This window comes from Rhodopseudomonas palustris (assembly GCF_013415845.1).
Classification (GTDB): Bacteria; Pseudomonadota; Alphaproteobacteria; order Rhizobiales; family Xanthobacteraceae; genus Rhodopseudomonas; species Rhodopseudomonas palustris_F.
Window position 1 is genome coordinate 335,544 of the sequence record NZ_CP058907.1, and the last position, 26,074, is coordinate 361,617.

The following is a 26,074-nucleotide window of genomic DNA, read 5'->3' on the forward strand; positions in this document are numbered from 1 at the left end:
GGCGGTGGAGACAAGTCCATGCCGGTGTTCACTGTTCATGCCCCGCGGGCGGACGACGACGAGCCGCAGCGCGCTGCGCCCGAGCAGTTTCGCTTCGTCCGCGACGGGTTCTACGTCTGGGCCTTTGTATTCGGCCCGTTCTGGCTGTTGTACCGCCGGCTGTGGCTGGCGACGCTCGGCTATCTGGTGGTGATCGCCGCCTCCGCGGTGGCGCTGACCGTGCTGCATGCCGGAAGCGGCACCCGTTTCGTGGTTGCGCTGCTGCTCGCCAGCCTGCTCGGGCTCGAAGCCGGCAGCCTGTGGCGCTGGACCCTGGCCCGGCGCGGCTGGCAGTCGGTCGGCGTAGCGGTCGGCGAGGACCGCGAGATCGCCGAACGGCGGTTCTTCGATCGCTGGGTTGCCGGCCAGCCGCAGCCGATCAGCTTCACCCTCCCGGTCGACCGCGGTGCGCCGCCGCCGGCTCGCACTATTCCGCTGCCGGCGTCGTCGATCCATGGCGACATCTTCGGCTCGTTCCCGAACCCCGGAGGCTCGCGATGAGCGTTGCGATCATCGACTACGGCTCCGGCAACCTGCACTCGGCGGCGAAAGCGTTCGAGCGCGCGGCGCGGAGCATGGAGAATCCCGAACCGATCCTGGTGACCCGCGATCCGGATCAGGTGTTCCGGGCCGACCGGGTGGTGCTGCCCGGCGTCGGCGCCTTCGCCGACTGCCGCAAGGGACTGGATTCGATCGACGGCATGGTCCAAGCGCTGAACGAGACCGTCCGCGATAAGGCGCGGCCGTTCTTCGGCATCTGCGTCGGCATGCAGCTGATGGCGACCCGCGGCAAGGAGCATGTCACTACCGACGGGCTGAACTGGATCGCCGGCGACGTCGTCAAGATCGCGCCTGATCGCGAGGATCTGAAGATCCCGCATATGGGCTGGAATACGCTAGATCCGGTCCGTGAACACCCGGTGCTCGAAAAGCTGCCGCTCGGCCCGAAAGGCCTGCACGCTTACTTTGTGCACTCCTTCCACCTCGCCGCCGAACACGAAGGCGACGTGCTGGCGCGCGCTGACTACGGCGGGCCTGTCACGGCTGTCGTCGGCAAGGACACCGCGATCGGTACTCAGTTTCACCCCGAGAAGAGTCAGCGCTTCGGCCTGGCGCTGATCTCGAATTTTTTGAAGTGGAAGCCGTGATTCTCTTCCCCGCGATCGATCTCAAGAACGGCCAGTGCGTGCGGCTCGAACAGGGCGACATGGCGCGCGCCACGGTGTTCAACCTCGATCCCGCCGCGCAGGCGCAGAGCTTTGCGGCGCAGGGCTTCCAGTACCTGCACGTCGTCGATCTCGACGGCGCCTTCGCCGGCAAGCCGATGAACGCCCAGGCGGTCGAGGCGATGCTGAAGGTGGTGTCGATGCCGGTTCAGCTGGGCGGCGGCATCCGCGACCTCAAGACGATCGAAGCCTGGCTGTCCAAGGGCATCGCCAGGGTCATCATCGGCACCGCCGCGGTGCGAGATCCGGCGCTGGTGAAGGAAGCCGCCAAGGCCTTCCCTGGCCGCGTCGCCGTCGGCCTCGACGCCCGCGACGGCAACGTCGCGGTCGAGGGCTGGGCCGAGAGCTCGCAGGTCACCGCGCTCGACATTGCGCAGCGGTTCGAAGACGCCGGTGTAGCCGCGATCATCTTCACCGACATCGCCCGTGACGGGCTGCTCAAGGGCATCAACTGGGACGCAACCATCGCGTTGGCCGAGGCGATTTCGATTCCGGTGATCGCCTCCGGCGGCCTCGCCTCGATCGAAGACGTCAGGACGCTGCTCAGCCCGCGCGCCAAAAAGCTCGAAGGCGCGATCGCCGGCCGGGCGCTGTACGACGGCCGGCTCGATCCGGCCGAAGCTCTGGCGCTGATCGGCGCCGCCAAGGCCGCGTAAGGACGCCGCGATGTTCAAGGTCCGCGTCATCCCCTGCCTCGACGTCAAAGACGGCCGAGTCGTCAAAGGCGTCAACTTCGTCGATCTGCGCGACGCCGGCGATCCGGTCGAGGCGGCGATCGCCTATGACGCCGCCGGCGCGGACGAGCTTTGCTTTCTCGACATCACCGCCACCCATGAGAACCGCGGCATCATGCTGGATGTGGTGCGGCGGACGGCGGAAGCCTGCTTCATGCCGGTCACGGTCGGCGGCGGCGTCCGCACCGTCGACGACATCAAGACCCTGCTGCGCTCCGGCGCCGACAAGGTCTCGATCAATTCGGCCGCGGTGGCGCGACGCGAATTCGTCAAGGAAGCCGCCGAGAAGTTCGGCGACCAGTGCATCGTGGTGGCGATCGACGCCAAGCGTGTGCCGGGCCGGGACCGCTGGGAGATCTTCACCCATGGTGGCCGGAAGGGCACCGGGATCGACGCGATCGAATTCGCCCAGGAAGTGGTGTCGCTCGGCGCCGGCGAAATCCTGCTGACCTCGATGGACCGCGACGGCACCAAGTCGGGCTTCGACATTCCGCTGACCCGGGCGATTGCCGACAGCGTCGGCGTCCCGGTGATCGCGTCGGGCGGCGTCGGCAATCTCGATCACCTGGTCGACGGCATCCGGGAAGGCCACGCCACCGCGGTGCTGGCGGCCTCGATCTTCCATTTCGGTGAGTACACCATTCGTCAGGCCAAGGATCATATGGTCCAGGCCGGGCTGCCGATGCGGCTCGATCCCTAGCGTTACGCGGCGAGGGGCGGTACTCTCGCACCCAGAACTGGCAGAGTTAGCGTATGGCCCGTTTCACCCTTCATGATCTCGCTGCGACGGTCGATGCCCGCGCGGCGTCCGGCGGCGAGAGCTCCTACACCAAGAAGCTGCTCGACAAGGGCCCCGAGCACTGCGCCAAGAAATTCGGCGAAGAGGCGGTCGAGATGGTGATCGCTGCGGTCGAGAACGATCGCGGCCATCTCATCTCCGAAACCGCCGACGTGTTGTTTCACATGCTCGTGCTGCTGAAGTCGCGCGGCGTGAAGCTCGAGGAAGTCGAGGCGGCGCTGGCGCAGCGCACCTCGATGTCGGGCCTGGAGGAAAAGGCGTCGCGCAAGCGCGACTAACGGCATCGGCCGCGCGAGGCGGCCGCAACAACAATAAATTCCGCCATTCAAAACCAAGGCGAAGGGCCCGCGAGATGGACGCAAGGTCGGATCTGCATCACTACAACCCGTACCGGGTGTTCTCGCGGGCGGAATGGGCGAGCATGCGTGAAGACACGCCGATGACGCTCGATGCCGCTGAGGTTGCGGCGCTGCGCTCGATGCACGACCGGCTCGACCTCAGCGAGGTCGAAGAAATCTATCTACCGATGTCGCGGCTGTTGTCGATCCATGTCGCGGCGATGCAGCAGCTGTACTACGCGCAACGCCGCTTCCTCGGCGTGGTCGAGCGCAAGATGCCGTTCATCATCGGCGTCGCCGGCTCGGTGGCGGTCGGCAAATCCACCACCGCGCGCGTGCTGCAGGCGCTGCTGGCGCGCTGGTCGCCGCGACCGACGGTCGATCTCGTCACCACCGACGGCTTCCTGCATCCGAACGCGGTGCTGGAGCGAGCCGGGCTGATGCAGAAGAAGGGCTTTCCGGAGAGCTACGACCTGCCGGCGTTGCTCGGCTTCCTGTCTGACATCAAGTCGGGCCGCCGCAAGGTCAAGGCGCCGATTTACTCGCACCTCACCTACGACATCGTGCCGAACAAGTTCACGGTGATCGACCGGCCCGACATTCTGATCGTCGAGGGCGTCAACGTGTTGCAGACCGGCCGCCTGCCGCGCGACGGCAAGGCGGTGCCGGTGGTGTCCGACTTCTTCGATTTCTCGGTGTATCTCGACGCCGACGAGCCGGTGCTGCGCGACTGGTACGTCCGGCGCTTCCTGGCGCTGCGCGACACCGCGTTCCACGATCCGCGGTCGTACTTCCATCGCTACGCTGTGCTGTCCGACGAAGAGGCGACAGCGACCGCGATCGCGATATGGGAACGCACCAACCTCGCCAACCTCGAAGATAACATCCTGCCGACCCGCCCGCGCGCGACGCTGATTCTAAAAAAGGGCGCGGACCACGTGGTGGACTCGGTGGCGCTGCGAAGGTTGTAAGCGTCAGCCACGCCCTGGGCGTTGTTGGTCAGCGTATCACTATTAAGACACGTCATCGCCCGGCTTGACCGGGCGACCCAGTATCCCCGTGCGCTCGTTGTCAGCACTCAGCATGAAAGCAAATGCACTGGAATACTGGGTCACCCGCCTTCGCGGGTGATGACGGTGAGTTATGTGGAACTGCCCTGCTACGCAGCGTGCCGCGACGCATCCGCGCCGAAATGTTCGATATAGCGGGCGCTGATTGCCGAGACCGGCAGGATGATCAGCACGTCGGTGGTGCCGAACTGATAGTCGATCACCGCGCCCTCGCCGATCGTGGCGCCGAGCCGCAGATAGCCTTTGATCAGCGGCGGCAGTTCCCGCAGTGCCGCCTTCTGGTCGATCGCCTCTTTGGGCAGCCGGTTCATCTCGACATAGCGCGACGGGTGCGCGCGGGCCCGCCAGGCTTCCGGCGCCGGCGCGTAGTGATGCAGGAACGACAGCGGCAGTGCCAGGCGATCCGGATCGGTGCCGTCGAAGCTGGCGCAGCCGAGCATGACGTCGACGCCATGCTGGCGGACATAAGTCCAGATGCCATGCCACAGCAACTCGACGGTGCGCTTGTTACGATACGGCGGCAGCACGCAGGAACGGCCGAGTTCGAGAAAGCGCAGCTCCGGATGCCGGGTGATCAGTCCGCCGATGTCGAACTCGCTCTCGGTGTAGAAGCCGCCGTTGCGATTGGCGACGTCCTGACGGAGCAGCCGATAGGTACCGACCACTGGCTGCTTGCCGCTCAGCGACGGCTTGGCTGCGTGATCGACCACCAGCAGGTGATCACAGATCGGGTCGAATGCGTCCTTGTCACGGCGAGCCAGCATCGTCGGGGCGTCGGCGATCGCGGTGCCGTCCTTGTAGAACACTCGATAGCGCAGCTTCTGGGCGCGCTTGACGTCCTGCTTGGTCTGCGCGAGCCGAACTTCGAGCGGCCCGAGGCGGCCCAGCGTCGCGGGCGACGGGCCGATCGGCTTGCCGGTCTCGGCCAGTTTGAGCGCGGGCTTGAACCAGGTAATTGCGGTTTGCGCGGCGGCTCCGGCGGTCTCCGGGCGCAGCAGCTTGATGAATTTCTTCGAACGGGCGAGATGGTCGGTGTGCATGGCGTCCTCGCGACCGCACCCGTCCCGAAACGGAATCGCCGCGGCCTGATCGCACCAACAATCATGACCGTTCAACAGCGATGTGACGCGATGATTGCCGAACGATGACATCGCTGCTGACTTTGTTGTTAGCAGCGGCCCTCGGTATTTGCCTGCCGTGTCAGGCGGTTTGGTGCGCGGCGGCCACGCCCGCCAGGATCGTTGCGAGCCTATCCGGATCGATCGGCTTGACCAGGAAGCCGTCCATCCCGGACTCCAAACATGCCTCGCGATCCTCGGCCAGAGTGTTCGCGGTCAGCGCCAGGATCGGCACCCGCGACCTCGCCCGCTCAGCCTCGAGCGTCCTGATCTGTCGGGCCGCTGCCAGCCCATCGAGGATTGGCATCTGCACGTCCATCAGCACCAGATCGAACGGCGTACCGGTGTTATCAGCCGCGCCCCACGCTTCGACGGCACGGCGGCCGTCACCCACGATCTCGGCGTGATGGCCGAGCCGGTGCAGTAGTGCGCGAATCAGCAGCGCATTGATGTCGTTATCTTCGGCGACCAGGATTGCGAACGCTTCATGCGTGATGGCTGAGGACGCATCCTGAACGGGCGGCGGATCGCCGTCTGCGATACTTGGCGCGGCGACCTCGACCGCCGTGCCGAGCCGTGCGGCAAGCGACGCGGCCCGCAGCGGCTTCACCAGATAGCCTGTGAACGCGGCGGGCAGATCCGGCAGCAGCTCGTGCCGTGCCGCCGGCGTCAGCATCACCAGGCGATGGGGCGCACGCGGCAGAGCCTCGCGCGCTAGGGTCTCAATCGCGTCCGAACCGAACGCATGATCGATCAGCACTGCGTGCCAGCTTCGCTCCGGCAGCCGGGCGATCGCCGCGGCGAGATCATCACACAGGCAAGTCTCGGCGCCCCAGCGCTCTAGCCGCCGGGCGGCCAGCGAAGCTTCGACCCCGTGCGGCGAGACGATCATCACCGAGCTGCCATGCAGATCCGGCGGTGCAAATGCCACGGTTGCGCGATCGTTCTCGGCGGTGCTCAGCGGAAGCGTGATGGTGAAGGTCGAGCCTTCTCCTGGTTTACTCTCGAGCGCAATCCGGCCACCCATCGCCGCGACGATGCGGTCGCTGATACTGAGACCCAGCCCGGTGCCGCCGAAATTGCGGGCAATCCCGGCGTCGGCCTGTTCGAACTCGTGGAAGATTCGTGCCTGCGCGTCGGGCGCAACGCCGATGCCGGTGTCACGGACGATGATGCGGAGTTCGCCACTCTGGTCGCCTCGCTCGACGATCAGAGCGACGCCGCCAGTTTCAGTGAATTTGATGGCGTTGCCGCAGAGATTGAGCAGCACCTGACGCAACCGTGCGGCATCGCCAATCAGGCTTACCGGCAGCCGCTCGTCGATATCGGCCGCAATCTCGAGTCCGCGCGTCTGTGCCCGCGGCGCCAGCAATTCGATGATGTCTTCGATCAGACTGCTCAACACGAAGGGACGGCAATCGAGCTCGATCTTGCCAGCCTCGATCCGCGCGTAGTCGAGCAGCTCGTCCGTCAACGCCAGCAGCGCCTCGCCGGATGTTTTCACCGCCTTGGCGTAAGTCGCCTGTTCGGCGCTGAGCGGCGTATCGAGCAACAGCCGGCTCATGCCGATGATGCCGTTCAGTGGGGTGCGGATTTCGTGCGACGCCATTGCCAGCAACCGCGACTTGGCGTGGTTCGCGGCGTCGGCGCTCTCGCGCGCCGCGATCAGCGCGCGCGTCTTGCTTTGATTTGGCTGCAGATCCGGAGGTGGTTCCTGAGACGCAGTCAGCAGGCGCAGGCGGCCCCTCATTCGCCGCAGCCGCATCGTTTGCACCGCCAGCGCCAAGCAGGCCAGCGCGAACAGGAAACTGGCGCCAACGGCGAAGGCGTGCGGATCGTAGCCGGAGGTCTCCGGGTTGCTGCCGAGCAGCAGCCCATAAGCACCGCCGAACCCGGCGGAAAACGCCATCACGGCGCGGCCCGCCATCGTGATGCGCGGATGCCGGCGCGCCAACAGACGCAGCCTCGACCTGATCCGCAGCTTGCCCGCCATCGCCCTTCCCACAGTTGCCGCTATCGGCAACGCAGAACATGGCGTTTGGGGTGCTGCAGACAGGTTGAAACCTTGGCGGGAAGGCCTCAGCGCTGCGAATAGGGTTGAGGGCGCGTTAACAGCGGCTCAAGCCGCGCGGCGCTGATCGTCGGCCAGCGCGCGATACGACAATGCTTCGGCCAGATGGACGCGGCCGATGCGGTCGCAGCCGTCGAGGTCGGCCAGCGTGCGGGCAACCCGCAGCACGCGATGATAACCGCGCGCCGACAGCCGCATGGTCTCGGCGGCGTCGTGCAGCAGTTTCAGCCCGGCCGAATCCGGCTGCGCCGTGGTCTCCAGCACCGCCGCCGGCGCTTCCGCGTTGGTACGGATCTGCGGCAGCCCGATCGACGCGTAGCGTGTCCACTGTACGTCGCGCGCCGCAGCGACGCGCGCTGCGACTTCGGCCGAGCCTTCGGCTGGCGGCGGCAGGATCAGGTCGGCGGCGCTGACCGCCGGCACTTCGATGCGCAGATCGATGCGGTCCATCAGAGGACCGGAGATGCGGGATTGATAGTCCGACGTGCAGCGATCGACCCGGCCGCGCTTGCAGGCAAATCCCGGTTCGAATGCGTGGCCGCAGCGGCATGGATTCATCGCCGCCACCAGCATCACCCGCGCCGGATAGGTGACGCGGTGATTGGCGCGCGACACGGCGACTTCGCCGGTTTCCAGCGGTGCGCGCAGCGAATCCAGTACGCGCGGATCGAACTCCGGCAGCTCGTCGAGAAACAGCACGCCCTGATGCGCCAGCGAAATCTCCCCGGGCCGCGCCTTGATGCCGCCGCCGGTCAGCGCCGCCATGCTGGCGGAGTGGTGCGGCGCGCGGAACGGCCGGCGCGCCGTCAGCGCGCCATCGCGGATTTCGCCGGCGACCGAGGCGATCATCGACACTTCCAACAGCTCGGCCGGTGACAATGGCGGCAGGATCGAGGGCAGCCGCGCCGCCAGCATCGACTTGCCGGCACCCGGCGCTCCGATCATCAAGAGGTGATGCCCGCCGGCGGCGGCGATTTCGAGCGCGCGCTTGGCGCTCTCTTGGCCCTTGATGTCGCGCAGGTCGAGCATTGAGGCTTCGGCTTCCCGGACCCGCGGCTGCGGCCGCCCAAGCAATTGCGAGCCTTTGAAGTGATTGGCGATCTGGATCAGCGAGCTGGCCGCAATGATCTGGATGTCGGGGCTCGCCCAGGCTGCTTCGGAGCCGCAGGCCGCCGGGCAGATCAGGCCGTGCTCGCGCGCATTGGCGGCGATCGCGGCTGGCAAGACGCCGGCCACCGGCGCGATCGAGCCGTCGAGCCCGAGCTCGCCGAGGACCGTGAAGCCTTCGAGCGCGTCGGCTGGGATGGCACCGATCGCCGCCATCAGGCCGAGCGCGATCGGCAGGTCGTAATGGCTGCCTTCCTTGGGCAGATCGGCGGGAGCGAGATTGACAGTGATCCGCCGTGCCGGCAGCGCCAGGCCCGATGCGATCAGCGCCGATCGAACCCGTTCGCGCGCTTCCGACACAGCCTTGTCGGCCAACCCGACCATCGCGAAGGCCGGGAGTCCGGGCGACACCTGGACCTGGACATCGACGCTGCGCGCCTCGATGCCTTCGAACGCCACGGTGGATACGTGCTGGACCATAACGCCCTCTCCGCAGAGCAACGAGGCTAACCGCGGCGCAGTCCCTGCGCAAGAACATTAAGTGAACAAACCGGCGGGCATTCGCCCGCCGGTGCCGGGTCAGGCACTGTTTTTGGTGCGGCTCTCCAGCGCGATTTCCGTCAGGTCGACCTCCAGCCGCGCCATCATCAGCAGTTGGACTGCCGACGAGATGCCGAGCTCTTCGGCCTGCTCGATGGCGCGGTTGATGGTCGAGGCCAGCGCGTCGATGCAGACCGCGTGCTGTTTCAACGGCGGGTTCAGCGTGATCGGCCGAGCGCCGCGGGGCTTGGACGAGGCATTCATGAAATCACCTGGAATTCCGGAAGCGAATGACGGCGGATGGCTTCGAGCCCGCGCCATTCCAGCTTGGGTCCGGGTACCGAGCGGCGATTGCAGATGCCGACCCAGGCGTCGTCGTCGACGTCGACGATCACTGCGGTGGTCGAGAAGCCGTTGATGTCCTGAGGCAGGCCGAGCGGCTTAGCCTTCCAGCCCTGGTCCACCAGCCGCGGCAGCCACCAGGTCTCCAGCACGATGGTGAAGGCCGACAGACCGATCGACAGGCCGTACTCCATCGCGGCCGCCTGGATCACCGCTTCGGCGCGCGGGCCGCCATGCTCGCCGCGCTTGCGCGGTACCACGAAGATCCGCGACAGCTCGTAGGCATCCGGCCGCCGCACCGGGCCGGCCAGCGCAAGCTGCGGGAAGACGTCGCTGAGGAGCGTCGGTGACGTGGTCGGCACCATCCGCATGCCGGCGACGATGTCGTCATTGTCGACGCCGAGCAGATACACGGCGTCTTCGGTGTCGAACTGATCGATCTCGCGGCCATCCGGCCGATCGAGCTCCTTCCAGCCGCGCTCGACGACGTAGATCTGGTGACGGATGCGGAAGTACTTTTCGAGCAGACCGGCATAGAGCGCGCGGTTCTCTCGACGGATGACATGAACCTGCATGATGAAATTCCCCTCCTGCAGTGGGTCTGCAGGCGGGAACAGTGCAGGTGCGAACGGGAACCTAACTACTGTCCGATCGGACAGGTCACAAACGGATCAATCCGAGCGTCAATGCCTTGGCAACCGCCGCGGTGCGGTTGGCGGCGTCGAGCTTACGGGCGGCTTCGATCAGATGGAATTTCACGGTGCGCTCGGTGATGCAGAGGATCACCGAGATCTCCCAGGCGGTCTTGCCCTGCGCTGCCCATTGCAGGATCTCGCACTCGCGCGGCGTGAGCCGGTTGCGCCGGATCGGCTTTGGCCGGCTGAGCGCCCGCAGGCGACTATGCGCGTAGATGCTGACGAGCTGCATCGCGCCGCGCGCGGCCGGGCTGAGGTCCGGATCCTTGCCGGCCATGCTGATCGCGGCGCTACCGTCGTCGTAGTGCAGCGGAATGCAGTAGCCTTCGACCAGTCCAAATTCGGCCGCCCGGGTCATGACCCGGTGGGCGGCCGGATCACGGTCGCGGTCGTAGGGAGCATCGGACCATACGAAAGGATGAACCGTGGTAGCGCCGTGGCGCGGCACCGGATCGACCGCACTGAAGTTTTCGCTGACATACAGATCGAACCAGTCGCGCGGCCAGCCATTGGCCAGCGTCAGCTCCGGTAGTCCGGCATTGCGCGACGGCAGGCCGGCCATGATGTAGGCGGTAAATCCGCAGCTCGCGATCAGCGATTCGAACCGGCTGATCAGCGCCGGCGCCTCGAGCCGTTCGACGGAATCGACGAATTCCAGCGCACGCCGTCCCCAAAGCTGATCTTCGCCGACGATCATACCGCCGCAACCTCCGATCCGACTATCGGGGACCGCGGGGCTCTCTGTGCCAGCCGCCGCCCGATCGACCCATCAATAGCTTACCACCGGCGCTTCCACCACGCGCCCGATGTCTCGGCAGCGTTGCGGCTGTCCGCATAGTGGACGCGTCAGATACTTGTGCGGCCACCTTTGTCGGCTGGCAAGGGGGAGCGTTCGCGGCGAGGTGTCCCAAATGGTGATCGCCGCCGGCTTCGTCACGCCCGTTTCGCCTCGATCACGTCCCAGATCTTGGCTGCGATGTCGGGGCCGCCGAGCCGCGCCACGGCCCGGATGCCGGTCGGTGAGGTCACGTTGATCTCGGTGAGATAGCCGTCGATCACGTCGATACCGACGAACAACAGCCCGCGTTCACGCAGCTTTGGACCGAGCGTCGCGCAGATCTCGCGTTCGCGCGGCGACAATTCGGTCGCGGCTGCGGCGCCGCCGCGGACCATGTTGGAGCGCAGATCGTCTTCGGCCGGGACGCGATTGACCGCGCCGGCAAATTCGCCGTCGACCAGGATGATGCGTTTGTCGCCGTGCTTCACCTCGGGAAGGAAGCGCTGGATCACCCAGGGCTCGCGGAACGTGACCGCGAACATGTCGTACAGCGAGCCGAAATTGATGTCCTGCGGCAGCACCCGAAACACCGCGGCGCCGCCATGGCCGTGCAGCGGTTTCATCACCACGGCGCCGTGCTCGGCCCGGAACGCGTTGATCTCGTCCTTGTCGCGGCTGATCAGCGTCGGTGGCATCAGCTCGGCGAAATCCATCACGAACAATTTCTCCGGCGCATTGCGCACGCTGGCCGGATTGTTGACCACCAGCGTCGACGGATGAATCCGCTCGAGCAGATGCGTCGAGGTGATGTAGGCGAGATCGAACGGCGGATCCTGCCGCAGCAGCACCACGTCGTAACTACGCATATCGACGCGGGCCGGTTCGCCCAGCGTGAAGTGATCGCCTTCCTGGTCGCGCACTTTCAGGCTCTGCACCGAGGCCACGACGTCATTGCCGCGCAGCGACAGCTTGTCGGGCGTGAAGTACGAGATCGCGTGGCCGCGAGCTTGCGCTTCGAGCAGCAGCGCGAACGTCGAATCGCCGCGGATGTTGATCCGCGCGATGGGGTCCATCTGGACGGCGACCTTCAATGTCATGTCGTGTGTTCCGGAGTTGGCAGAGCGGCGGTGACGATGCGGGGTGGCGGCGGCTTGGTCAAGCAGCCGCGCTCATGGCGTGGCGTCGAACGCGCCGGGCAGATGCCGGGGCGCTGTGTTGGGAGCAATCAGGATGGCGTCGAAACGCAGCTCGCTCATCGCGTGCTCTGGATGTCGGCTCAGCCAGGCTTCGGCGGCCGCAACGATGCGGCTCTGCTGCCGCGGCGTCACCGCGTAGGCGGCATCGTCGACATTGCCGCGTGCCTTCACCTCGACGAACGCCACCAGCGCGTCGCGCTGCGCCACCAGATCGATCTCGCCGCAGCGGGTTTTGAAGCGCCGCGCCAGGATCCGGTAACCTTGTCGTTCGAGATAATCGGCGGCGCTGGCTTCGGCCGACAGGCCGGTGCGGAACGCGGCGATGCGCGCCAGCACGGAGGGTTGCGACCGATCAGTCTTCGCCATCGTCGGCCTCGCGCTGCCGCGACAGCTCCAACGCGCGCGCGTAGATATCGCGCTTGTGCCGGCCGGAGAGTTCGACCGCCTGTGCGACCGCGTCCTTGACGCTGTGGCGGGTCAGGGCTTCGCTCAGCCAGCGGTCGAGGTCGTCGTCGCTCATCACCCGTGAGGCGGGATCGGGCGGCGCGATCACCACGACGAATTCCCCGCGCGTCTCCATCGTGTCGGCCTTCGCGGCAAGCTCGCCGAGCGTAGCGCGTCGCACCTCCTGATGCAGCTTGGTCAGTTCGCGGCAGATAGCGGCCTCGCGCGTCCCACCGAGCAGGTCGGCAAGATCATGTACCGAGTTCTGAATCCGGCTGCCCGCTTCGAACAGCACCAGCGTCGCGTCGATCGCCGCCAGCTCACCGAGCCGCGTGCGGCGGGCTCCCTGTTTCGAAGGCAGGAAGCCGTCGAAGAAGAAACGGTCGGTCGGCAACCCGGCGAGCGACAGTGCAACCAACACGGCTGACGCGCCCGGAAGTCCGATCACTTGATGTCCGGCAGCGTACACCTCGCGCACCAACTTATAGCCGGGATCGGAGATCAGCGGCGTACCGGCATCGGAGACAAGCGCGACGGACTGACCCTGCGCCAGCATCTCCAGAAGCTTCGGCCGCGCCTGAGCGGCATTGTGCTCGTGGTACGGCTTCAGCCGTGCCGAGATGCCATATCGTTCGAGCAAGCGGTGCGTAATTCGTGTATCTTCGCAAGCGATCAGGTCGGCACCGGCGAGCGTTTCCAGCGCACGTAGCGTGATGTCGCCGAGATGACCGATCGGGGTGGCGACGAGATGCAGTCCCGGTGCGATGCGTGGGGCGACCAGACGTTGGCCGGCGACCAGAAACGTTCGTGCGTTCGGTTCCGCCGCTGCGGGCGGCGGTGCTGAAATTTCTGGTTTGACGCGCATCGTCACTAACTTGATCGGCCTGGACGGCAGGATGGCAGAGGAAAGGTTGAAAACGACGGCACGGTGATTTGTCCGGCGCTCGTAATGAGCATAAACCTTTTGGCCCGGTTATTCATTGGCCGACATTGTGATGAAATCTTCCGTCAAAGGCCGAAAGGCCGACCGTACGGAGGACGACACGGGATCCGGCAGCCCGCCGGACCGCTGCAAGAGATGGCATGGCAAGCTTGCACGATCCACACACGAAACCGTTGCGAACCACCCGCCGTACCGCGCTGGGGCTGCTCCTCGGAGCGCCACTGCTGAGCGCCTGCTCGGGCGTCCAGCAAAGCCTGAGCGATCAGTTCGGCCAGCAACAGCCCGCTGCCGGTCCGGCGCAGCAGCCGGCTGCGGTCGGCAATGGCCGGGTCAAGGTCGGGCTGGTGCTGCCGCTCTCGGCGCCGGGCAACGCCGGGCTCGCCGCGCAGTCGATGAAGAACGCCGCCGAAATGGCGCTGGCTGAATTCCGCAATCCGGACGTTCAGCTCCTGATCAAGGACGACGCCGGCAATCCGACGGGGGCGCAGACCGCGACCCAGCAGGCGCTGGACGAAGGCGCCGAGATCATTCTCGGGCCGCTGTTCGCTCAATCGGTGCCGGCTGCGGCACAGGCGGCCCGCGCCCGCGGCGTGTCGGTGATCGCGTTCTCGACCGACTCCAGCGTCGCCGGCCGCGGCGTGTTTCTGCTGAGTTTCCTGCCGGAGTCCGACGTCAACCGCATCATCGGCTATGCCGGCAGCATCGGAAAGCGATCCTACGCGGCGCTGCTCCCCGAGAATGCCTACGGTGCGGTGGTCGAAGCCGCGTTCAAGCAGATCACCAGCCAGAAGGGTGGCCGTATCGTCGCATTCGAAAAATACGGCGCCGACCGTGCCGGTCCGGCGCGGACCATTGCGGCCTCTCTTGCGAGTGCCGATGCGTTGTTGCTCGCCGATGATGGTGATGCGCTGGCCGCGGTGGCGGACGCGCTCGGTGCCGCCGGCGCGGATCTGAAGCGGGTGCAGCTGCTCGGCACCGGCCTGTGGGACAATCCGCGGGTGTTCGCCACCCAGGCCCTGCAGGGCGGGTTGTTTGCGGCGCCTGACCCGTCCGGCTTCCGCGCATTCGCGGGCCGGTACCGCGCCCGCTATGGGCAGGACCCGGTCCGCACCGCGACGCTCGCTTATGACGGTGTCGCGCTGGTGGCAGCGCTGGCCCGCACCCAGGGCCCGCAGCGGTTCTCGGCCGAAACGCTGACCAATCCGTCCGGTTTTGCCGGCATCGACGGGCTGTTCCGGTTCAGGGCCGATGGCACCAACGAACGCGGCCTTGCGGTGATGAAGGTCGCCAGCGGTGGCGCGCAGGCCGTCGCGGGCCCGCCGAAGAGCTTCGGCGCCTGACAATCACATGCGCCTCAGGGCTTCTGCTCCACCCAGCCCAGCAGGGCGTCGAGCGCGGGGCAAAGCGACTGCCCCCAATCGGTGAGGTGATATTCCACTCTCGGCGGCACTTCCGGATGCACCGTTCGCGCCACGATGCCGTCGGCCTCCAGTTGTCGCAGTTGCTGAGCCAGCATCTTCTGCGACACGTCGGGGATCGAGCGCTCCAGTTCGGAGAACCGCAGGACGCGGCCGCCGAACAGATGAAACAGGATCAGGATTTTCCAGCGCCCCTCGAGCAGCCGGAAGCCGGCCGCGATTCCCTGCGCGGCGGTCAGCGGCGTGTGGGCTGGGTTACTTCGAGGTAAGTCACCGACCTTTTCGTGCGTTCTTGTCATGGCTGCAGCCTATTGCCAGCTCTGTCACGTCGCAATCCTGCGGCGCTTTCGAGAGTTGAGCGAGGTCCCATGACGGTTTTCCTTCCCGCACCAATAGAAGCCTATTTCGTCGCCTCCAATGCACGGGCGGTGCAGGATGTTGCAGCGGCCTTCGCCGCCGACGCCGAGGTCCGTGACGAGGGCAAGATCCATCGTGGGCGCGCAGCGATCGCGGCATGGAAGCGCGCGGCACTCGACAAGTATCAGATGCAGATGGAGCCGTTGACGATCGAACGGGCCGCACAGACCGCGATCGTCACAGCCCGCGTCGCGGGCGACTTTCCGGGCAGTCCCGTGCGATTGACTTATCGGTTCGGTCTCGGCGAGGACGGCATCACATCGCTCGAGATCGGCGCATAGTCGGCTATGCCGCCAGATCGGCCACCACGGCGTCGAGCACCGGGAAGCCCTCTTGCGTCACGCGCAAGCGGCCGTCGGCATCGACCGCGATCGCGCCCTCTTCGCGCAGCAGCGCGATTCGCGACGGATCGAGCGGGCGGCCGGACAGCAACTGATAGCGCTGCGGATCAATGCCTTCGGCAAGCCGCAGCCCCATCAGCAGGAATTCGTCGGCGCGCTCCTCGCTGGTGAGGTGTTCGTCGGCGATCAGGCCGTGACCGGTGGCTTCCACCCGCATTAGCCAGCTCTCGGGGCGCTTCTCGGTGGCGGTGGCGTAGCGCGCATTGCCGATGTCGAGGCGGCCGTGCGCGCCGGGGCCGATCCCGGCATATTCGTGGCCGCGCCAATAGATCAGATTGTGCCGGCATTCCGCGCCCGGGCGGGCGTGGTTGGAAATCTCATAGGCCGGGAGTCCGAGTTCGGCGCAGACCGATTGCGTGACATCGTACAGCGCCCGTGCCTCGGCCTCGTCCGGCGTCGGCAGCTTGCCGGCCTTGTGCAAGGAATAGAACGGCGTGTCGGGCTCGATGGTGAGCTGATACAGCGACAGATGCTCTGCGGCCTCGCCGATCGCGTAGCGCAGCTCGGCTTCCCACATCGCCGCGGTCTGTCCGGGCCGCGCATAAATCAGGTCGAACGAGTAGCGGTCGAACGCCGACTTGGCGATCGCCACCGCGTTCAAGGCTTCTTCGGCCGAGTGCAGTCGCCCAAGCGCCTTCAGCGAGGCGTCGTCCAGCGCCTGCACGCCGAGTGACACGCGGTTGACGCCCGCAGCCCGATAGCCGCGAAACCGCGTGGCCTCGACGCTGGTTGGGTTGGCCTCGAGCGTCACTTCGGCCCCGGGTTCGACCTGCCAATGCCGGGCGATGGCATCGAGGATCGCCGCCACGGTCGAAGGCTGCATCAGAGATGGGGTGCCGCCGCCAAGAAAGATCGAGCTCACTTGGCGCGGCCCGATTCGCTCTGCGGTGGTGGCGATCTCACGCGCGAAGGCGCGGGCGAAGCGCTCCTCGTCGATCGCGGCGTGGCGGACATGGCTGTTGAAGTCGCAATACGGGCACTTCGACAGGCAGAACGGCCAGTGCACGTAGACGCCGAAAGCTGGGTCGGAGCTAGCCTGCAAGGCAGATCTCCGCCAGTTTGACGAACGCCTTGGCGCGATGCGACAGGCCGAGGCCGAGCGGCGGCAGGCCGTGCTTCTCGATGCTGGTCATCTCGCCGAAGGTGCGGCTGTGGCCCTCGGGCAGGAACACCGGGTCATAACCGAAGCCGGCGGTGCCGCGCGGCGGCCACACCAAGGTGCCGTCGGCGCGGGCTTCGACTTCTTCGATGTGCCCGTCCGGCCAGGCGACGCACAGTGCCGAGACGAAATGCGCGGTGCGTCGCTCCGGCGCGGTCGCGCCGCGCTCCTGCAGCAGTCGCTCGATCCGCGCCATCGCGCCAGCAAAATCCTTCGCATCCCCGGCCCAGCGGGCCGAATAGATCCCGGGAGCGCCGTCGAGTGCGTCGACCGCAAGGCCGGAATCATCAGCAAACGCAGGTAGTTGCGCGGCCTTGGCGGCGGCCTCGGCCTTGATCCGGGCATTCGCTTGGAAGCTGTCGCCGGTCTCGTCCGGTTCGGCAAGGCCGAGCTCGCCGGCGGAGATCGCCTCGATGCCGTAAGGAGCCAGCAGCTCGCGCATCTCGGCCAGCTTGCCGGGATTGTGGGTGGCGATCACGAGCTTGCCGGTGATTCGACGATGCATGGCGATGTCAGCCTAGCTCAGCTCGCGTTGCAAAGAAGTGGCAGGAATGACTCACCCAACCGCCATTTTCTGCAGGTCCACCAGCCGGGCGACGCCCTTCTGCGCCAGCGCCATCAGCTGGAGGAACTCGTCCTGCGAGAACGGAGTGCGTTCCGCGGTGCCCTGCACTTCGACCAGACGGCCGTCGCCGGTCATCACGAAGTTGGCGTCGGTCTCGGCCTCGGAATCCTCGGCGTAGTCGAGATCGAGCACCGGCGTACCGTTGTAGATCCCGCAGGAGATCGCCGCGACGTTGTCGCGAAGCACCTGGCCCTTGATCATGTTGCGGGCCTTCATCCAGTTCAGGCAGTCCGCAAGCGCGACCCAGGCGCCGGTAATCGAGGCGGTCCGGGTGCCGCCGTCGGCCTGCAGCACGTCGCAGTCCACCGTGATCTGGCGCTCGCCGAGCGCCTCGAGATCGACGATGGTGCGCAGCGAGCGGCCGATGAGGCGCTGAATCTCGACGGTGCGGCCGTTCTGCTTGCCGGCGGAGGCTTCGCGGCGGGTGCGCTCAAGGGTGGCGCGCGGCAGCATGCCGTATTCGGCCGTCACCCAGCCGCGGCCCTGGCCCTTCAGCCACGGCGGCAGCCGTTCTTCCAGGGTGGCGGTCACCAGCACGTGGGTGTCGCCGAACTTCACCAGGCAGGAGCCCTCGGCATATTTGACCACGCCGCGTTCCAGCGACACGGCGCGCAATTCGTCGGGCGCACGGCGGCTCGGCCGCATGGGGGACCTCCATCTATTGCGGGGGGAAAATCAACGTTGCGGTGCTTTTAGGGGGCCGCAGCCGCAGCGGCAAGGGTTGCGGCCGTCAACCCTACGCTCCCCGCTTGTAACTGAGCCCAAGCGACGACAGATTAGACGGATCACGGAGGAGAATTTGGCTCAGCACGACCCGATCGGCCTGATCGCGCCCAATGCCGGCCTTGCCCAGCTCAACGAGCGTTCGCGGGAGATTTTTCGTCAGATCGTCGAAAGCTACCTTGCGACCGGTGAGCCGGTGGGCTCCCGCAACATTTCTCGTTTGATTTCCGTCCCGCTGTCGCCGGCCTCGGTGCGCAACGTGATGGCCGACCTCGAACAGCTCGGCCTGATCTATGCCCCGCACACCTCGGCCGGGCGGCTGCCGACCGAACTCGGCCTGCGGTTCTTCGTCGACGCGCTGATGCAGATCGGCGACCTGACCGAGCCGGAGCGGCAGTCGATCCAGGCGCAGCTTTCGTCAGTAGGACGTGCCCATACGGTCGAAGCCGCGCTCGGCGAGGCGCTGACGCGGCTGTCGGGGCTGACACGCGCCGCCGCGGTGGTGCTGACCGCGAAGGCCAATGTCCGGCTCAAGCACATCGAATTCGTCCGGCTGGAGCCGGAGCGTGCGCTGGTGATCCTGGTGGCCGAAGACGGCCAGGTCGAGAACCGCGTGCTGACGCTGCCGCCGGGTGTGCCGTCCTCGGCTCTGATCGAAGCGGCCAATTATCTCAACGCCCGGATTCGCGGCCGGACGCTGGCTGAAGCCCGGCTCGAGCTCGAATCGCTGATGGTTCAGAACAAGGCGGAACTCGATCAGCTGACCCAGAAGGTGATCGCGGCGGGAATCGCCAGCTGGTCCGGCGGCGACGGCGAGGACCGCCAGTTGATCGTGCGCGGCCACGCCAATCTGCTCGAAGACCTGCATGCGCTCGACGACCTGGAGCGAGTGCGGTTGCTGTTCGACGATCTCGAGACCAAGCGCGGGGTGATCGATCTGCTCGGCCGCGCCGAGAGCGCCGACGGCGTGCGGATCTTCATCGGTTCGGAAAACAAGCTGTTCTCGCTGTCGGGCTCGTCGACCATTATCGCGCCCTACAGCGACGGCGCCGGCCACATCGTCGGCGTGCTCGGCGTGATCGGGCCGACCCGGCTGAACTATGCGCGGGTGATCCCGATGGTCGATTACACCGCGCGGATCGTCAGCCGGATGCTCGGCGGCTGATTTCCGAAACTTGATTTTCGCGCCGCAAACCACGATATCCCGGCCAGCTCTCCCGTAACGATCCAGACGATTTTTCAAGAAGGTAGCGTGATGACCGAGACTGATGGACAGAAGGACAACAACCAGGACACGGCGCAGGCCGCCGCCGATCCGGTCGTTTCCAAGCCGTACATCATGCCGGACGACCCGGAAGAAGGATCGAACGAGGCACTGGTGCGCGAGGCTGCGGACGCGCGCGACAAGATGCTGCGTACGCTCGCCGAAATGGAGAACCTGCGGAAGCGGACCCAGAAGGAAGTCGCCGACGCGCGCACCTATGGGGTGACCTCGTTCGCGCGCGACGTGCTCGATATCGCCGACAATCTGCAGCGCGCGCTCGATGCGGTGCCGGCTGACGCCCGCGCCAATGCCGAGCCGGGCCTGAAGGCGTTGATCGAGGGCGTCGAGCTGACCGAGCGCTCGCTGCTCAACGCGCTCGAAAAGAACGGCGTCAAGAAGTTCGATCCGAAGGGCCAGAAGTTCGATCCGAACTTCCAGCAGGCGATGTACGAAGTGCCGGATCCGTCGGTGCCGGCAGGCACCGTCGTGCAGGTGGTTCAGGCCGGCTTCACGATCGGCGACCGCGTGCTGCGTCCGGCGCTGGTCGGTGTCGCCAAGGGCGGCGCCAAGGCTGCGCCGAGCGATGGCGGCGGCGAGACCGGCAACCTCAACTGACGCGAGCTGCGGCTTCGGCGCGAGCCGGAGCCGCGTCGCTGATCAGCCTCAGCAAGTTGAGAAAAACGACGCGCCGCTCGCGCGTCGTTTGTGTTTGATCAGCGTGGCTGCAGACCGTCGCGGACTTTGCGGAAGCGCGGAAACGCCGTTTCCCATTGGTCTTTCGGTGATGAGCCGATCACCCGCATCGCCACATTGGCGCTGCCGAAGCGCAGCCACTGCACCACCGTCACCGGCGTATTGTTCTTGCCGCTGACACCCGTGACCCGGGTCTCGAATCCCGGCGCGCCGTCGATCCGCATCGGCTCCGACATCGTGATCTTGCTCTCTCGCACACCCGGGATCGCCTCGGCCGCCTGCTGGGCGAAGCGGGCGCGATCGTCGGTCTTCTCCGGCACCGAGCCGATCAGCCCCAGCACCATGAACGGGCCGGTCTCGACCGCCTCTTCGTTGCCGTCGGTCAGCAATAGCGCGGCGCCGGGCGCCAGCGTCCGCACCGTCTTGAAGTCGCCGAGCTCGCGGATCTTGAACGGCATCTGTGCGACCTGCTCGTCGACCGGCACCTGCTGCCGCACCGACACCGACGACAGCATCTTCTTGATTGCTTCGTCCGAGTAGGTCTTTGCCTCGGTTGCTGGCACCTGCACGGCGACGTAGCCGGAAAACAGCTTGCTGCCGGGCACGATCAGCGAGTAGCGGCGGACCTTGTCGGGACCCACCACAGCGTCTTCGGCGGTGAAATAGCCGTTGCCGGCAGCGGTCTCGATCTTCTCCGGCTTGACGTTGCCGAGCGAACCTTCGGGAGCTGCCTTGAACGCCGCGTCGATCTGATCGAACGCGGGCCCCGGCAGCTCGGACACCAGCACTTTGACGCCCTGGTCGCCGGACTCAAAGCCCAGGAAGGCGGTGGACTGGTTCAGCCCCGGCATCGGCACGATGCCGACCCGAATGCCGCGTGGGTAAACCGCGTCGGCGGCGACCGCGTTGGTCGCGGTGGCCGACAGCAGGGCAATCGCAAACAAGCGCGCTATCTGTCTCATGGCGAGTTGTCCTGGGGCTGCATTGAGGCCGTTGTTTGGTCGGGTTCGACCGGGTTTGGTGCTGCAAATCGGACGGCCGGCGACCGCGATGATGCGCTGCGTGCGCCGGCCCGGCAAGCCGCGCCGCAGCGCGCTGCGCAGGCGGTTCGTAACGATTCGTAAAGCCCATGTTTTCGTGATCGAAACGCCGCCACGGTCCTTGCGGACCCGACCCCCCCTCCTATATCAGGCTCACCGCCGCCAAATCGCGAGCAAGTGAATTTTCTTAGGGGGTTTGGACCGGTGCGCCGTCAGGGCCCGTCCAACTCGCCGCAAAAAGAAGGATGTGAACACCATGGGAAAGGTCATTGGTATCGACCTCGGCACCACGAATTCGTGCGTCGCCGTAATGGATGGTAAGTCTGCCAAAGTCATCGAGAACGCCGAGGGTATGCGCACGACCCCGTCGATCGTCGCGATCACCGACGACGGCGAGCGTCTGGTCGGCCAGCCGGCGAAGCGTCAGGCTGTCACCAATCCCGAGCGCACCTTCTTCGCAGTCAAGCGCCTGATCGGCCGCCGCTACGACGACCCGATGGTCGAGAAGGACAAGGGTCTCGTCCCCTACAAGATCGTCAAGGCTTCCAACGGCGACGCCTGGGTCGAAGCCGATGGCAAAACCTATTCGCCCTCGCAGGTCTCGGCCTTCATTCTGCAGAAGATGAAGGAGACCGCGGAAGCGCATCTCGGCCAGAAGGTCGATCAGGCCGTCATCACCGTTCCGGCGTACTTCAACGACGCCCAGCGCCAGGCCACCAAGGACGCCGGCAAGATCGCCGGTCTCGAAGTCCTGCGCATCATCAACGAGCCGACCGCGGCCGCGCTGGCCTACGGTCTCGATAAGGCCAAGACCGGCACCATCGCGGTGTACGACCTCGGCGGCGGCACCTTCGACGTCTCGATCCTGGAGATCGGCGACGGTGTGTTCGAGGTGAAGTCGACCAACGGCGACACCTTCCTCGGCGGTGAAGACTTCGACATGCGTCTGGTCAACTACCTCGCCGACGAATTCCAGAAGGAGCAGGGCATCGACCTGCGCAAGGACAAGCTTGCGCTGCAGCGCCTGAAGGAAGCCGCCGAAAAGGCCAAGATCGAGCTGTCGTCGACGACGCAGACCGAGATCAACCTGCCGTTCATCACCGCGGACCAGTCCGGTCCGAAGCATCTGACCATGAAGCTGACCCGCGCCAAGTTCGAAGCGCTGGTCGACGACCTGGTACAGAAGACCATCGAGCCGTGCCGCAAGGCCCTGAAGGATGCCGGCCTCACCGCCGGTGAGATCAGTGAAGTGGTGCTGGTCGGCGGCATGACCCGCATGCCGAAGGTCCAGGAAGTGGTGAAGCAGCTGTTCGGCAAGGAGCCGCACAAGGGCGTCAACCCGGACGAAGTCGTGGCGATCGGCGCGGCGATCCAGGCCGGCGTGCTGCAGGGCGACGTCAAGGACGTGCTGCTGCTCGACGTGACCCCGCTGTCGCTGGGCATCGAGACGCTGGGTGGCGTGTTCACCCGCATCATCGATCGCAACACCACGATCCCGACCAAGAAGAGCCAGGTGTTCTCGACCGCCGAAGACAATCAGAACGCGGTCACCATCCGGGTCTTCCAGGGCGAACGCGAAATGGCGGCCGACAACAAGATGCTCGGCCAGTTCGACCTGATGGGCATTCCGCCGGCACCGCGCGGCATGCCGCAGATCGAAGTGACCTTCGACATCGACGCCAACGGCATCGTCAACGTCTCGGCCAAGGACAAGGCGACCGGCAAAGAGCAGCAGATCCGCATCCAGGCTTCTGGTGGTCTGTCCGACTCCGAGATCGACAAGATGGTCAAGGACGCCGAAGCCAACGCGGCCGAAGACAAGAAGCGCCGCGAGGCGGTCGACGCCAAGAACCACGCCGACGCGCTGGTGCATTCCACCGAGAAGGCGCTGGCCGAGCACGGTTCGAAGGTCGACGAAAGCGAGCGCCGCAGCATCGAAGACGCGCTGAGCGATCTGCGCGAAGCGCTGAAGGGCGACGACGCCGAGGCGATCAAGGCCAAGAGCAACACGCTGGCGCAGGCTTCGATGAAGCTCGGCGAAGCGATGTACAAGCAGGCCGAAGCCGCCGGCGGTGCGCAGCAGGCCGGTAAGGACGACGTGGTCGACGCCGAGTTCACTGAAGTCGACGACGACAAGAAGAAGTCGGCGTAAGTCACCTCCGACGGAGACTTCGCGACGAGGACCATGCCCCCATCTGACGAACGCCATCCGCGGTCATCAGGTGGGGGTTGTCTTGTAAGGCGTACCGATCCCGCTCCGGGACGAGGGCGCCGGCCGCGGCGGACGCTCCTTCGGAACGGCTTCACCGGCACGAAAGCTGCAAGCACCCGGAGCCCAACGGGTCGAATTCCAGCAGGTTTGACGGATGTCCACTACCAAGCGTTGCTACTACGAAACCCTCGAAGTCGAGCGCAACGCCGACGATTCGACGCTGAAAAGCGCGTTCCGCAAGCTCGCGATGAAATGGCACCCGGACCGCAATCCGGGCGATCCGCAGTGCGAGATCAAGTTCAAAGAGATCAACGAAGCCTACGAAGTCCTCAAAGACGGCGATAAGCGCGCCGCCTACGACCGCTACGGCCACGCCGCGTTCGAGCAGGGCGGCTTCGGTGGCGGGGCCGGGTTTGGCGCGGGCTTCGCCTCGTCGTTCTCCGACATCTTCGAAGACCTGTTCGGCATGGCGGCGCAGCGCGGCCGCGGCACCGGTCGGGAGCGCGGCGCCGACCTGCGCTACAATATGGAAATCACCCTGGAGGACGCCTTCAAGGGCAAGACCGCGCAGATCGAAATCCCGGTCTCGGTCACCTGCGAAGCCTGCTCCGGAACCGGCGCCAAGGCTGGCACCAAGCCGAAGACCTGTTCGACGTGCGGCGGCGCCGGCCGTGTCCGCCAGGCCCAGGGCTTCTTCACGCTGGAGCGCACCTGCCCGAGCTGCCAGGGCCGCGGCCAGACCATCGAAGACCCCTGCCCGTCCTGCACTGGCTCCGGCCGCGTCACCAAGGAGCGGACGCTGTCGGTCAACATTCCGCAGGGCGTCGAAGACGGCACCCGGATTCGGCTGGCTGGCGAAGGCGAAGCAGGCCTGCGCGGCGGTCCACCCGGTGACCTCTACATTTTCTTGTCGCTGGCCAACCACGCTATCTTCCAACGCGACGGCGCCGATCTGCACTGCCGCGTGCCGATCTCGATGGTGACCGCGGCGCTTGGTGGCGAATTCGAAGTGCCGACCATCGATCGCGGTAAGACCAAGGTCAAAGTACCGTCGGGTACCCAGACCGGCCGCCGATTCCGCATCGCCGGCAAGGGCATGCCAGTGCTGCGTTCGCGGCAGGTCGGCGACATGTACGTTCAGGTGGTCGTCGAAACGCCACAGAATCTGACCAAGAAGCAGCAGGAGCTGCTGGCAGAGTTCGAAAAGTTGTCGTCGGGTGAAACTCAGCCCGAGGCCATGGGTTTCTTCTCCAAGGTCAAAGAATTCTTTGGCTCCCGCGCAAGCGCTCCCTGACGGTCGTCTAACTTGACCGGCCTGGATGTGGCCTATACTTGTTGATGTAACAAAAATTTGACACTGGGCCGCGTTTCCCCGGTTGGTAGCTGAATGGCTTTGCAGTCGTCCGTTCGCGCGTTCAAGAAGCCACCCCGTCCGCTTGTCGACGAGGTTCGCTTTCTGCGCTCTTGGATCGAAAAGCCGCTTCACATGGGCGCGGTAATGCCGTCGGGCAAGCTGCTTGCCCGCACCATGGCGCGCTACGTCGATATCCAATCAGATGGTCCCGTCATCGAACTCGGACCGGGTACCGGCGCGATTACCAGCGCGCTGGTTGAACACGGCGTCGATCAGAAGCGTCTGGTTCTACTCGAGTTTGATCCCGGGTTCTGCGCGCTGCTACGCGAGCGTTTTCCGCTCGCCAAGGTCGTGCAGGGCGATGCTTATCGGCTCCGTGACTCGCTGTGGGATGCGCTTGAGATCCCTGCGACCGCGGTGGTATCCGGCTTGCCGCTGGTTACCAAACCGATGCTGACGCGGATGAAACTGATCCGCGATGCGTTCACGCTGCTCGAACCCGGCGCGCCGTTCGTGCAATTCACCTATTCGGTGGCGCCGCCGATCCCGAAATCGCTGCCCGGTGTGTCCACCGAAGGTTCCGAACGGATCTGGATGAACGTCCCGCCCGCACGGGTCTGGGTTTACCGCAAGCGCTGACACGCCGCCGCTCCCGACTACATCCCAATTTCCTGCCAAGCTCGCCGGAGATCATTCCCGCCTGCCCTTGATCGCGGCGGCACGCTGGGGGATACCGGGCCATGTCCGCGGTCAAGATCCTGATCATTCCCGGCTCGCTGCGCACCGGCTCGCACAATGTGCGGCTGGCGGCCACCGCTGCGCATGAATTCGCCCGGGCCGATATCGACACCACCTGGCTGTCGCTCGCCGATTATGCGCTGCCGATCTACGATGCGGACTTCGAGGCCAAATCCGGCGTTCCGAAAAACGCCGTCGGCCTGAAGCGAATGATCGGCGCGCATCATGGCGTGCTGATCGTCAGCCCCGAATACAATTCGGCGCCGCCGCCGCTGCTGAAGAACGCGATCGACTGGGTGTCGCGGGTCGAGGATCCGCACGAGACCCAGGGCCAAGTGTTTCGCGACCGAGTCTTCGCGCTCGCCGCAGCGTCCGAAGGCAAGCTCGGCGGTGCGCGATGCCTTGCCGCGCTGCGGCTGATCCTGAGCGGCTGCCGCGCGCCCGTGATTCCCAATCAGCTCACGCTGTCGTTCGCCCACGAGGCCTATGACGACAACGACCGGCTCAAACACCCCGCCGACGCCGCAGCGCTGCAGGCAATGGTGCGGCAATTGATCGATTTCGCTCAGCAGATGATGAGGTAACGAGTT

Annotated in this window: 28 protein-coding genes; 14 read left to right on the forward strand and 14 right to left on the reverse strand. The window is 65.8% G+C overall.

The window, feature by feature from the left end:
- The first annotated feature begins 18 nt into the window (after positions 1–18).
- The 6 genes from HZF03_RS01575 to coaA all read left to right on the forward strand — a co-directional run bounded on the left by HZF03_RS01575 (position 19) and on the right by coaA (position 4,107).
- A complete protein-coding gene (locus HZF03_RS01575; RefSeq protein ID WP_119017636.1) occupies positions 19–540 on the forward strand; it encodes a DUF2628 domain-containing protein in 522 nt (173 codons plus the stop codon).
- Positions 537–1,187, forward strand: coding sequence for an imidazole glycerol phosphate synthase subunit HisH (gene hisH, locus HZF03_RS01580; protein WP_119017635.1), 651 nt, complete (start codon positions 537–539; stop codon positions 1,185–1,187). Before HZF03_RS01575 ends, hisH begins: the two co-directional genes overlap by 4 nt.
- Positions 1,184–1,921, forward strand: coding sequence for a 1-(5-phosphoribosyl)-5-[(5-phosphoribosylamino)methylideneamino]imidazole-4-carboxamide isomerase (gene hisA, locus HZF03_RS01585; protein WP_119017700.1), 738 nt, complete (start codon positions 1,184–1,186; stop codon positions 1,919–1,921). Before hisH ends, hisA begins: the two co-directional genes overlap by 4 nt.
- A gap of 10 nt (positions 1,922–1,931) precedes the next feature.
- On the forward strand, positions 1,932–2,699 hold the full coding sequence (gene hisF, locus HZF03_RS01590) for an imidazole glycerol phosphate synthase subunit HisF (protein WP_011155881.1): 768 nt from the start codon (positions 1,932–1,934) through the stop codon (positions 2,697–2,699).
- 53 nt (positions 2,700–2,752) lie between these two features.
- Positions 2,753–3,076 (forward strand): phosphoribosyl-ATP diphosphatase, encoded by a 324-nt coding sequence (locus HZF03_RS01595; RefSeq protein ID WP_011155882.1) that lies wholly within the window; start codon positions 2,753–2,755, stop codon positions 3,074–3,076.
- Positions 3,077–3,150: 74 nt separating this feature from the next.
- Positions 3,151–4,107, forward strand: coding sequence for a type I pantothenate kinase (coaA, locus tag HZF03_RS01600; protein ID WP_011155883.1), 957 nt, complete (start codon positions 3,151–3,153; stop codon positions 4,105–4,107).
- A 188-nt stretch (positions 4,108–4,295) separates the two neighbouring features.
- On the opposite strand, the gene olsB is transcribed toward coaA, so the two are convergent.
- The 9 genes from olsB to rsmI form a co-directional block, all read right to left on the reverse strand.
- On the reverse strand, positions 4,296–5,246 hold the full coding sequence (gene olsB / locus HZF03_RS01605) for a l-ornithine N(alpha)-acyltransferase (RefSeq protein WP_012494061.1): 951 nt from the start codon (positions 5,244–5,246) through the stop codon (positions 4,296–4,298).
- Positions 5,247–5,406: 160 nt separating this feature from the next.
- Positions 5,407–7,317 (reverse strand): ATP-binding protein, encoded by a 1,911-nt coding sequence (locus HZF03_RS01610; protein ID WP_119017634.1) that lies wholly within the window; start codon positions 7,315–7,317, stop codon positions 5,407–5,409.
- A gap of 126 nt (positions 7,318–7,443) precedes the next feature.
- Positions 7,444–8,982 carry a YifB family Mg chelatase-like AAA ATPase gene (locus HZF03_RS01615; RefSeq protein WP_104512606.1) on the reverse strand — a complete coding sequence of 513 codons (1,539 nt, stop codon included), beginning with the start codon at positions 8,980–8,982 and terminating at the stop codon, positions 7,444–7,446.
- A 99-nt stretch (positions 8,983–9,081) separates the two neighbouring features.
- A complete protein-coding gene (locus HZF03_RS01620) occupies positions 9,082–9,306 on the reverse strand; it encodes a hypothetical protein (RefSeq protein ID WP_011155887.1) in 225 nt (74 codons plus the stop codon).
- Positions 9,303–9,959: a 4-coumaroyl-homoserine lactone synthase gene (gene rpaI / locus HZF03_RS01625; RefSeq protein ID WP_119017633.1), complete on the reverse strand. Its 657-nt coding sequence runs from the start codon at positions 9,957–9,959 to the stop codon at positions 9,303–9,305. The genes HZF03_RS01620 and rpaI overlap by 4 nt, the downstream gene beginning before the upstream one ends.
- Before the next feature lie 85 nt (positions 9,960–10,044).
- Positions 10,045–10,776: an HTH-type quorum sensing-dependent transcriptional regulator RpaR gene (rpaR, locus tag HZF03_RS01630; RefSeq protein ID WP_011155889.1), complete on the reverse strand. Its 732-nt coding sequence runs from the start codon at positions 10,774–10,776 to the stop codon at positions 10,045–10,047.
- Positions 10,777–11,012: 236 nt separating this feature from the next.
- Positions 11,013–11,954 (reverse strand): glutathione synthase, encoded by a 942-nt coding sequence (gshB, locus tag HZF03_RS01635; protein WP_119017632.1) that lies wholly within the window; start codon positions 11,952–11,954, stop codon positions 11,013–11,015.
- A 72-nt stretch (positions 11,955–12,026) separates the two neighbouring features.
- Complete coding sequence (locus tag HZF03_RS01640; RefSeq protein ID WP_011155891.1) at positions 12,027–12,419, reverse strand: YraN family protein; 393 nt, start codon at positions 12,417–12,419, stop codon at positions 12,027–12,029.
- The gene (gene rsmI / locus HZF03_RS01645; RefSeq protein WP_119017631.1) at positions 12,406–13,362 is read right to left on the reverse strand and encodes a 16S rRNA (cytidine(1402)-2'-O)-methyltransferase; all 957 of its coding nucleotides are present in this window, start codon (positions 13,360–13,362) and stop codon (positions 12,406–12,408) included. The genes HZF03_RS01640 and rsmI overlap by 14 nt, the downstream gene beginning before the upstream one ends.
- Before the next feature lie 218 nt (positions 13,363–13,580).
- Here rsmI and HZF03_RS01650 point away from each other — a divergent pair, with 218 nt between their 5' ends.
- A complete protein-coding gene (locus HZF03_RS01650) occupies positions 13,581–14,780 on the forward strand; it encodes a penicillin-binding protein activator (protein WP_104512610.1) in 1,200 nt (399 codons plus the stop codon).
- Between the two features lie 14 nt (positions 14,781–14,794).
- Here HZF03_RS01650 and HZF03_RS01655 read toward each other — a convergent pair whose 3' ends face one another.
- The gene (locus HZF03_RS01655) at positions 14,795–15,157 is read right to left on the reverse strand and encodes a winged helix-turn-helix transcriptional regulator (RefSeq protein ID WP_119017630.1); all 363 of its coding nucleotides are present in this window, start codon (positions 15,155–15,157) and stop codon (positions 14,795–14,797) included.
- Between the two features lie 69 nt (positions 15,158–15,226).
- On the opposite strand from HZF03_RS01655, the gene HZF03_RS01660 reads away from it, so the two are divergent.
- Complete coding sequence (locus HZF03_RS01660) at positions 15,227–15,556, forward strand: nuclear transport factor 2 family protein (protein WP_119017629.1); 330 nt, start codon at positions 15,227–15,229, stop codon at positions 15,554–15,556.
- Between the two features lie 4 nt (positions 15,557–15,560).
- Here HZF03_RS01660 and hemW read toward each other — a convergent pair whose 3' ends face one another.
- Genes hemW through rph form a run of 3 tightly spaced genes read right to left on the reverse strand, consistent with a single transcriptional unit; the run spans position 15,561 to position 18,105 of the window.
- A complete protein-coding gene (gene hemW, locus HZF03_RS01665) occupies positions 15,561–16,718 on the reverse strand; it encodes a radical SAM family heme chaperone HemW (protein WP_011155895.1) in 1,158 nt (385 codons plus the stop codon).
- A complete protein-coding gene (gene rdgB / locus HZF03_RS01670) occupies positions 16,708–17,340 on the reverse strand; it encodes an RdgB/HAM1 family non-canonical purine NTP pyrophosphatase (protein ID WP_011155896.1) in 633 nt (210 codons plus the stop codon). Before rdgB ends, hemW begins: the two co-directional genes overlap by 11 nt.
- Positions 17,341–17,391: 51 nt before the next feature.
- Positions 17,392–18,105, reverse strand: coding sequence for a ribonuclease PH (rph, locus tag HZF03_RS01675; protein ID WP_011155897.1), 714 nt, complete (start codon positions 18,103–18,105; stop codon positions 17,392–17,394).
- Between the two features lie 154 nt (positions 18,106–18,259).
- Between rph and hrcA the strand changes: the two genes are divergently transcribed.
- Together hrcA and grpE are read left to right on the forward strand one after the other, a co-directional pair.
- The gene (hrcA, locus tag HZF03_RS01680; RefSeq protein WP_011155898.1) at positions 18,260–19,348 is read left to right on the forward strand and encodes a heat-inducible transcriptional repressor HrcA; all 1,089 of its coding nucleotides are present in this window, start codon (positions 18,260–18,262) and stop codon (positions 19,346–19,348) included.
- 90 nt (positions 19,349–19,438) lie between these two features.
- A complete protein-coding gene (gene grpE, locus HZF03_RS01685) occupies positions 19,439–20,062 on the forward strand; it encodes a nucleotide exchange factor GrpE (RefSeq protein ID WP_042440699.1) in 624 nt (207 codons plus the stop codon).
- Between the two features lie 98 nt (positions 20,063–20,160).
- On the opposite strand, the gene HZF03_RS01690 is transcribed toward grpE, so the two are convergent.
- Positions 20,161–21,102: a hypothetical protein gene (locus tag HZF03_RS01690; RefSeq protein ID WP_011155900.1), complete on the reverse strand. Its 942-nt coding sequence runs from the start codon at positions 21,100–21,102 to the stop codon at positions 20,161–20,163.
- 334 nt (positions 21,103–21,436) lie between these two features.
- Here HZF03_RS01690 and dnaK point away from each other — a divergent pair, with 334 nt between their 5' ends.
- From dnaK to HZF03_RS01710, 4 genes are all read left to right on the forward strand, one after another.
- Positions 21,437–23,332, forward strand: a complete 1,896-nt coding sequence (dnaK, locus tag HZF03_RS01695; protein ID WP_011155901.1) for a molecular chaperone DnaK — start codon at positions 21,437–21,439, stop codon at positions 23,330–23,332.
- A gap of 214 nt (positions 23,333–23,546) precedes the next feature.
- The gene (gene dnaJ, locus HZF03_RS01700; protein ID WP_119017628.1) at positions 23,547–24,686 is read left to right on the forward strand and encodes a molecular chaperone DnaJ; all 1,140 of its coding nucleotides are present in this window, start codon (positions 23,547–23,549) and stop codon (positions 24,684–24,686) included.
- 93 nt (positions 24,687–24,779) lie between these two features.
- A complete protein-coding gene (locus tag HZF03_RS01705; protein ID WP_119017627.1) occupies positions 24,780–25,385 on the forward strand; it encodes a class I SAM-dependent methyltransferase in 606 nt (201 codons plus the stop codon).
- A gap of 101 nt (positions 25,386–25,486) precedes the next feature.
- Positions 25,487–26,068, forward strand: coding sequence for an NADPH-dependent FMN reductase (locus HZF03_RS01710; protein ID WP_119017626.1), 582 nt, complete (start codon positions 25,487–25,489; stop codon positions 26,066–26,068).
- The last annotated feature ends 6 nt before the right edge of the window (positions 26,069–26,074 follow it).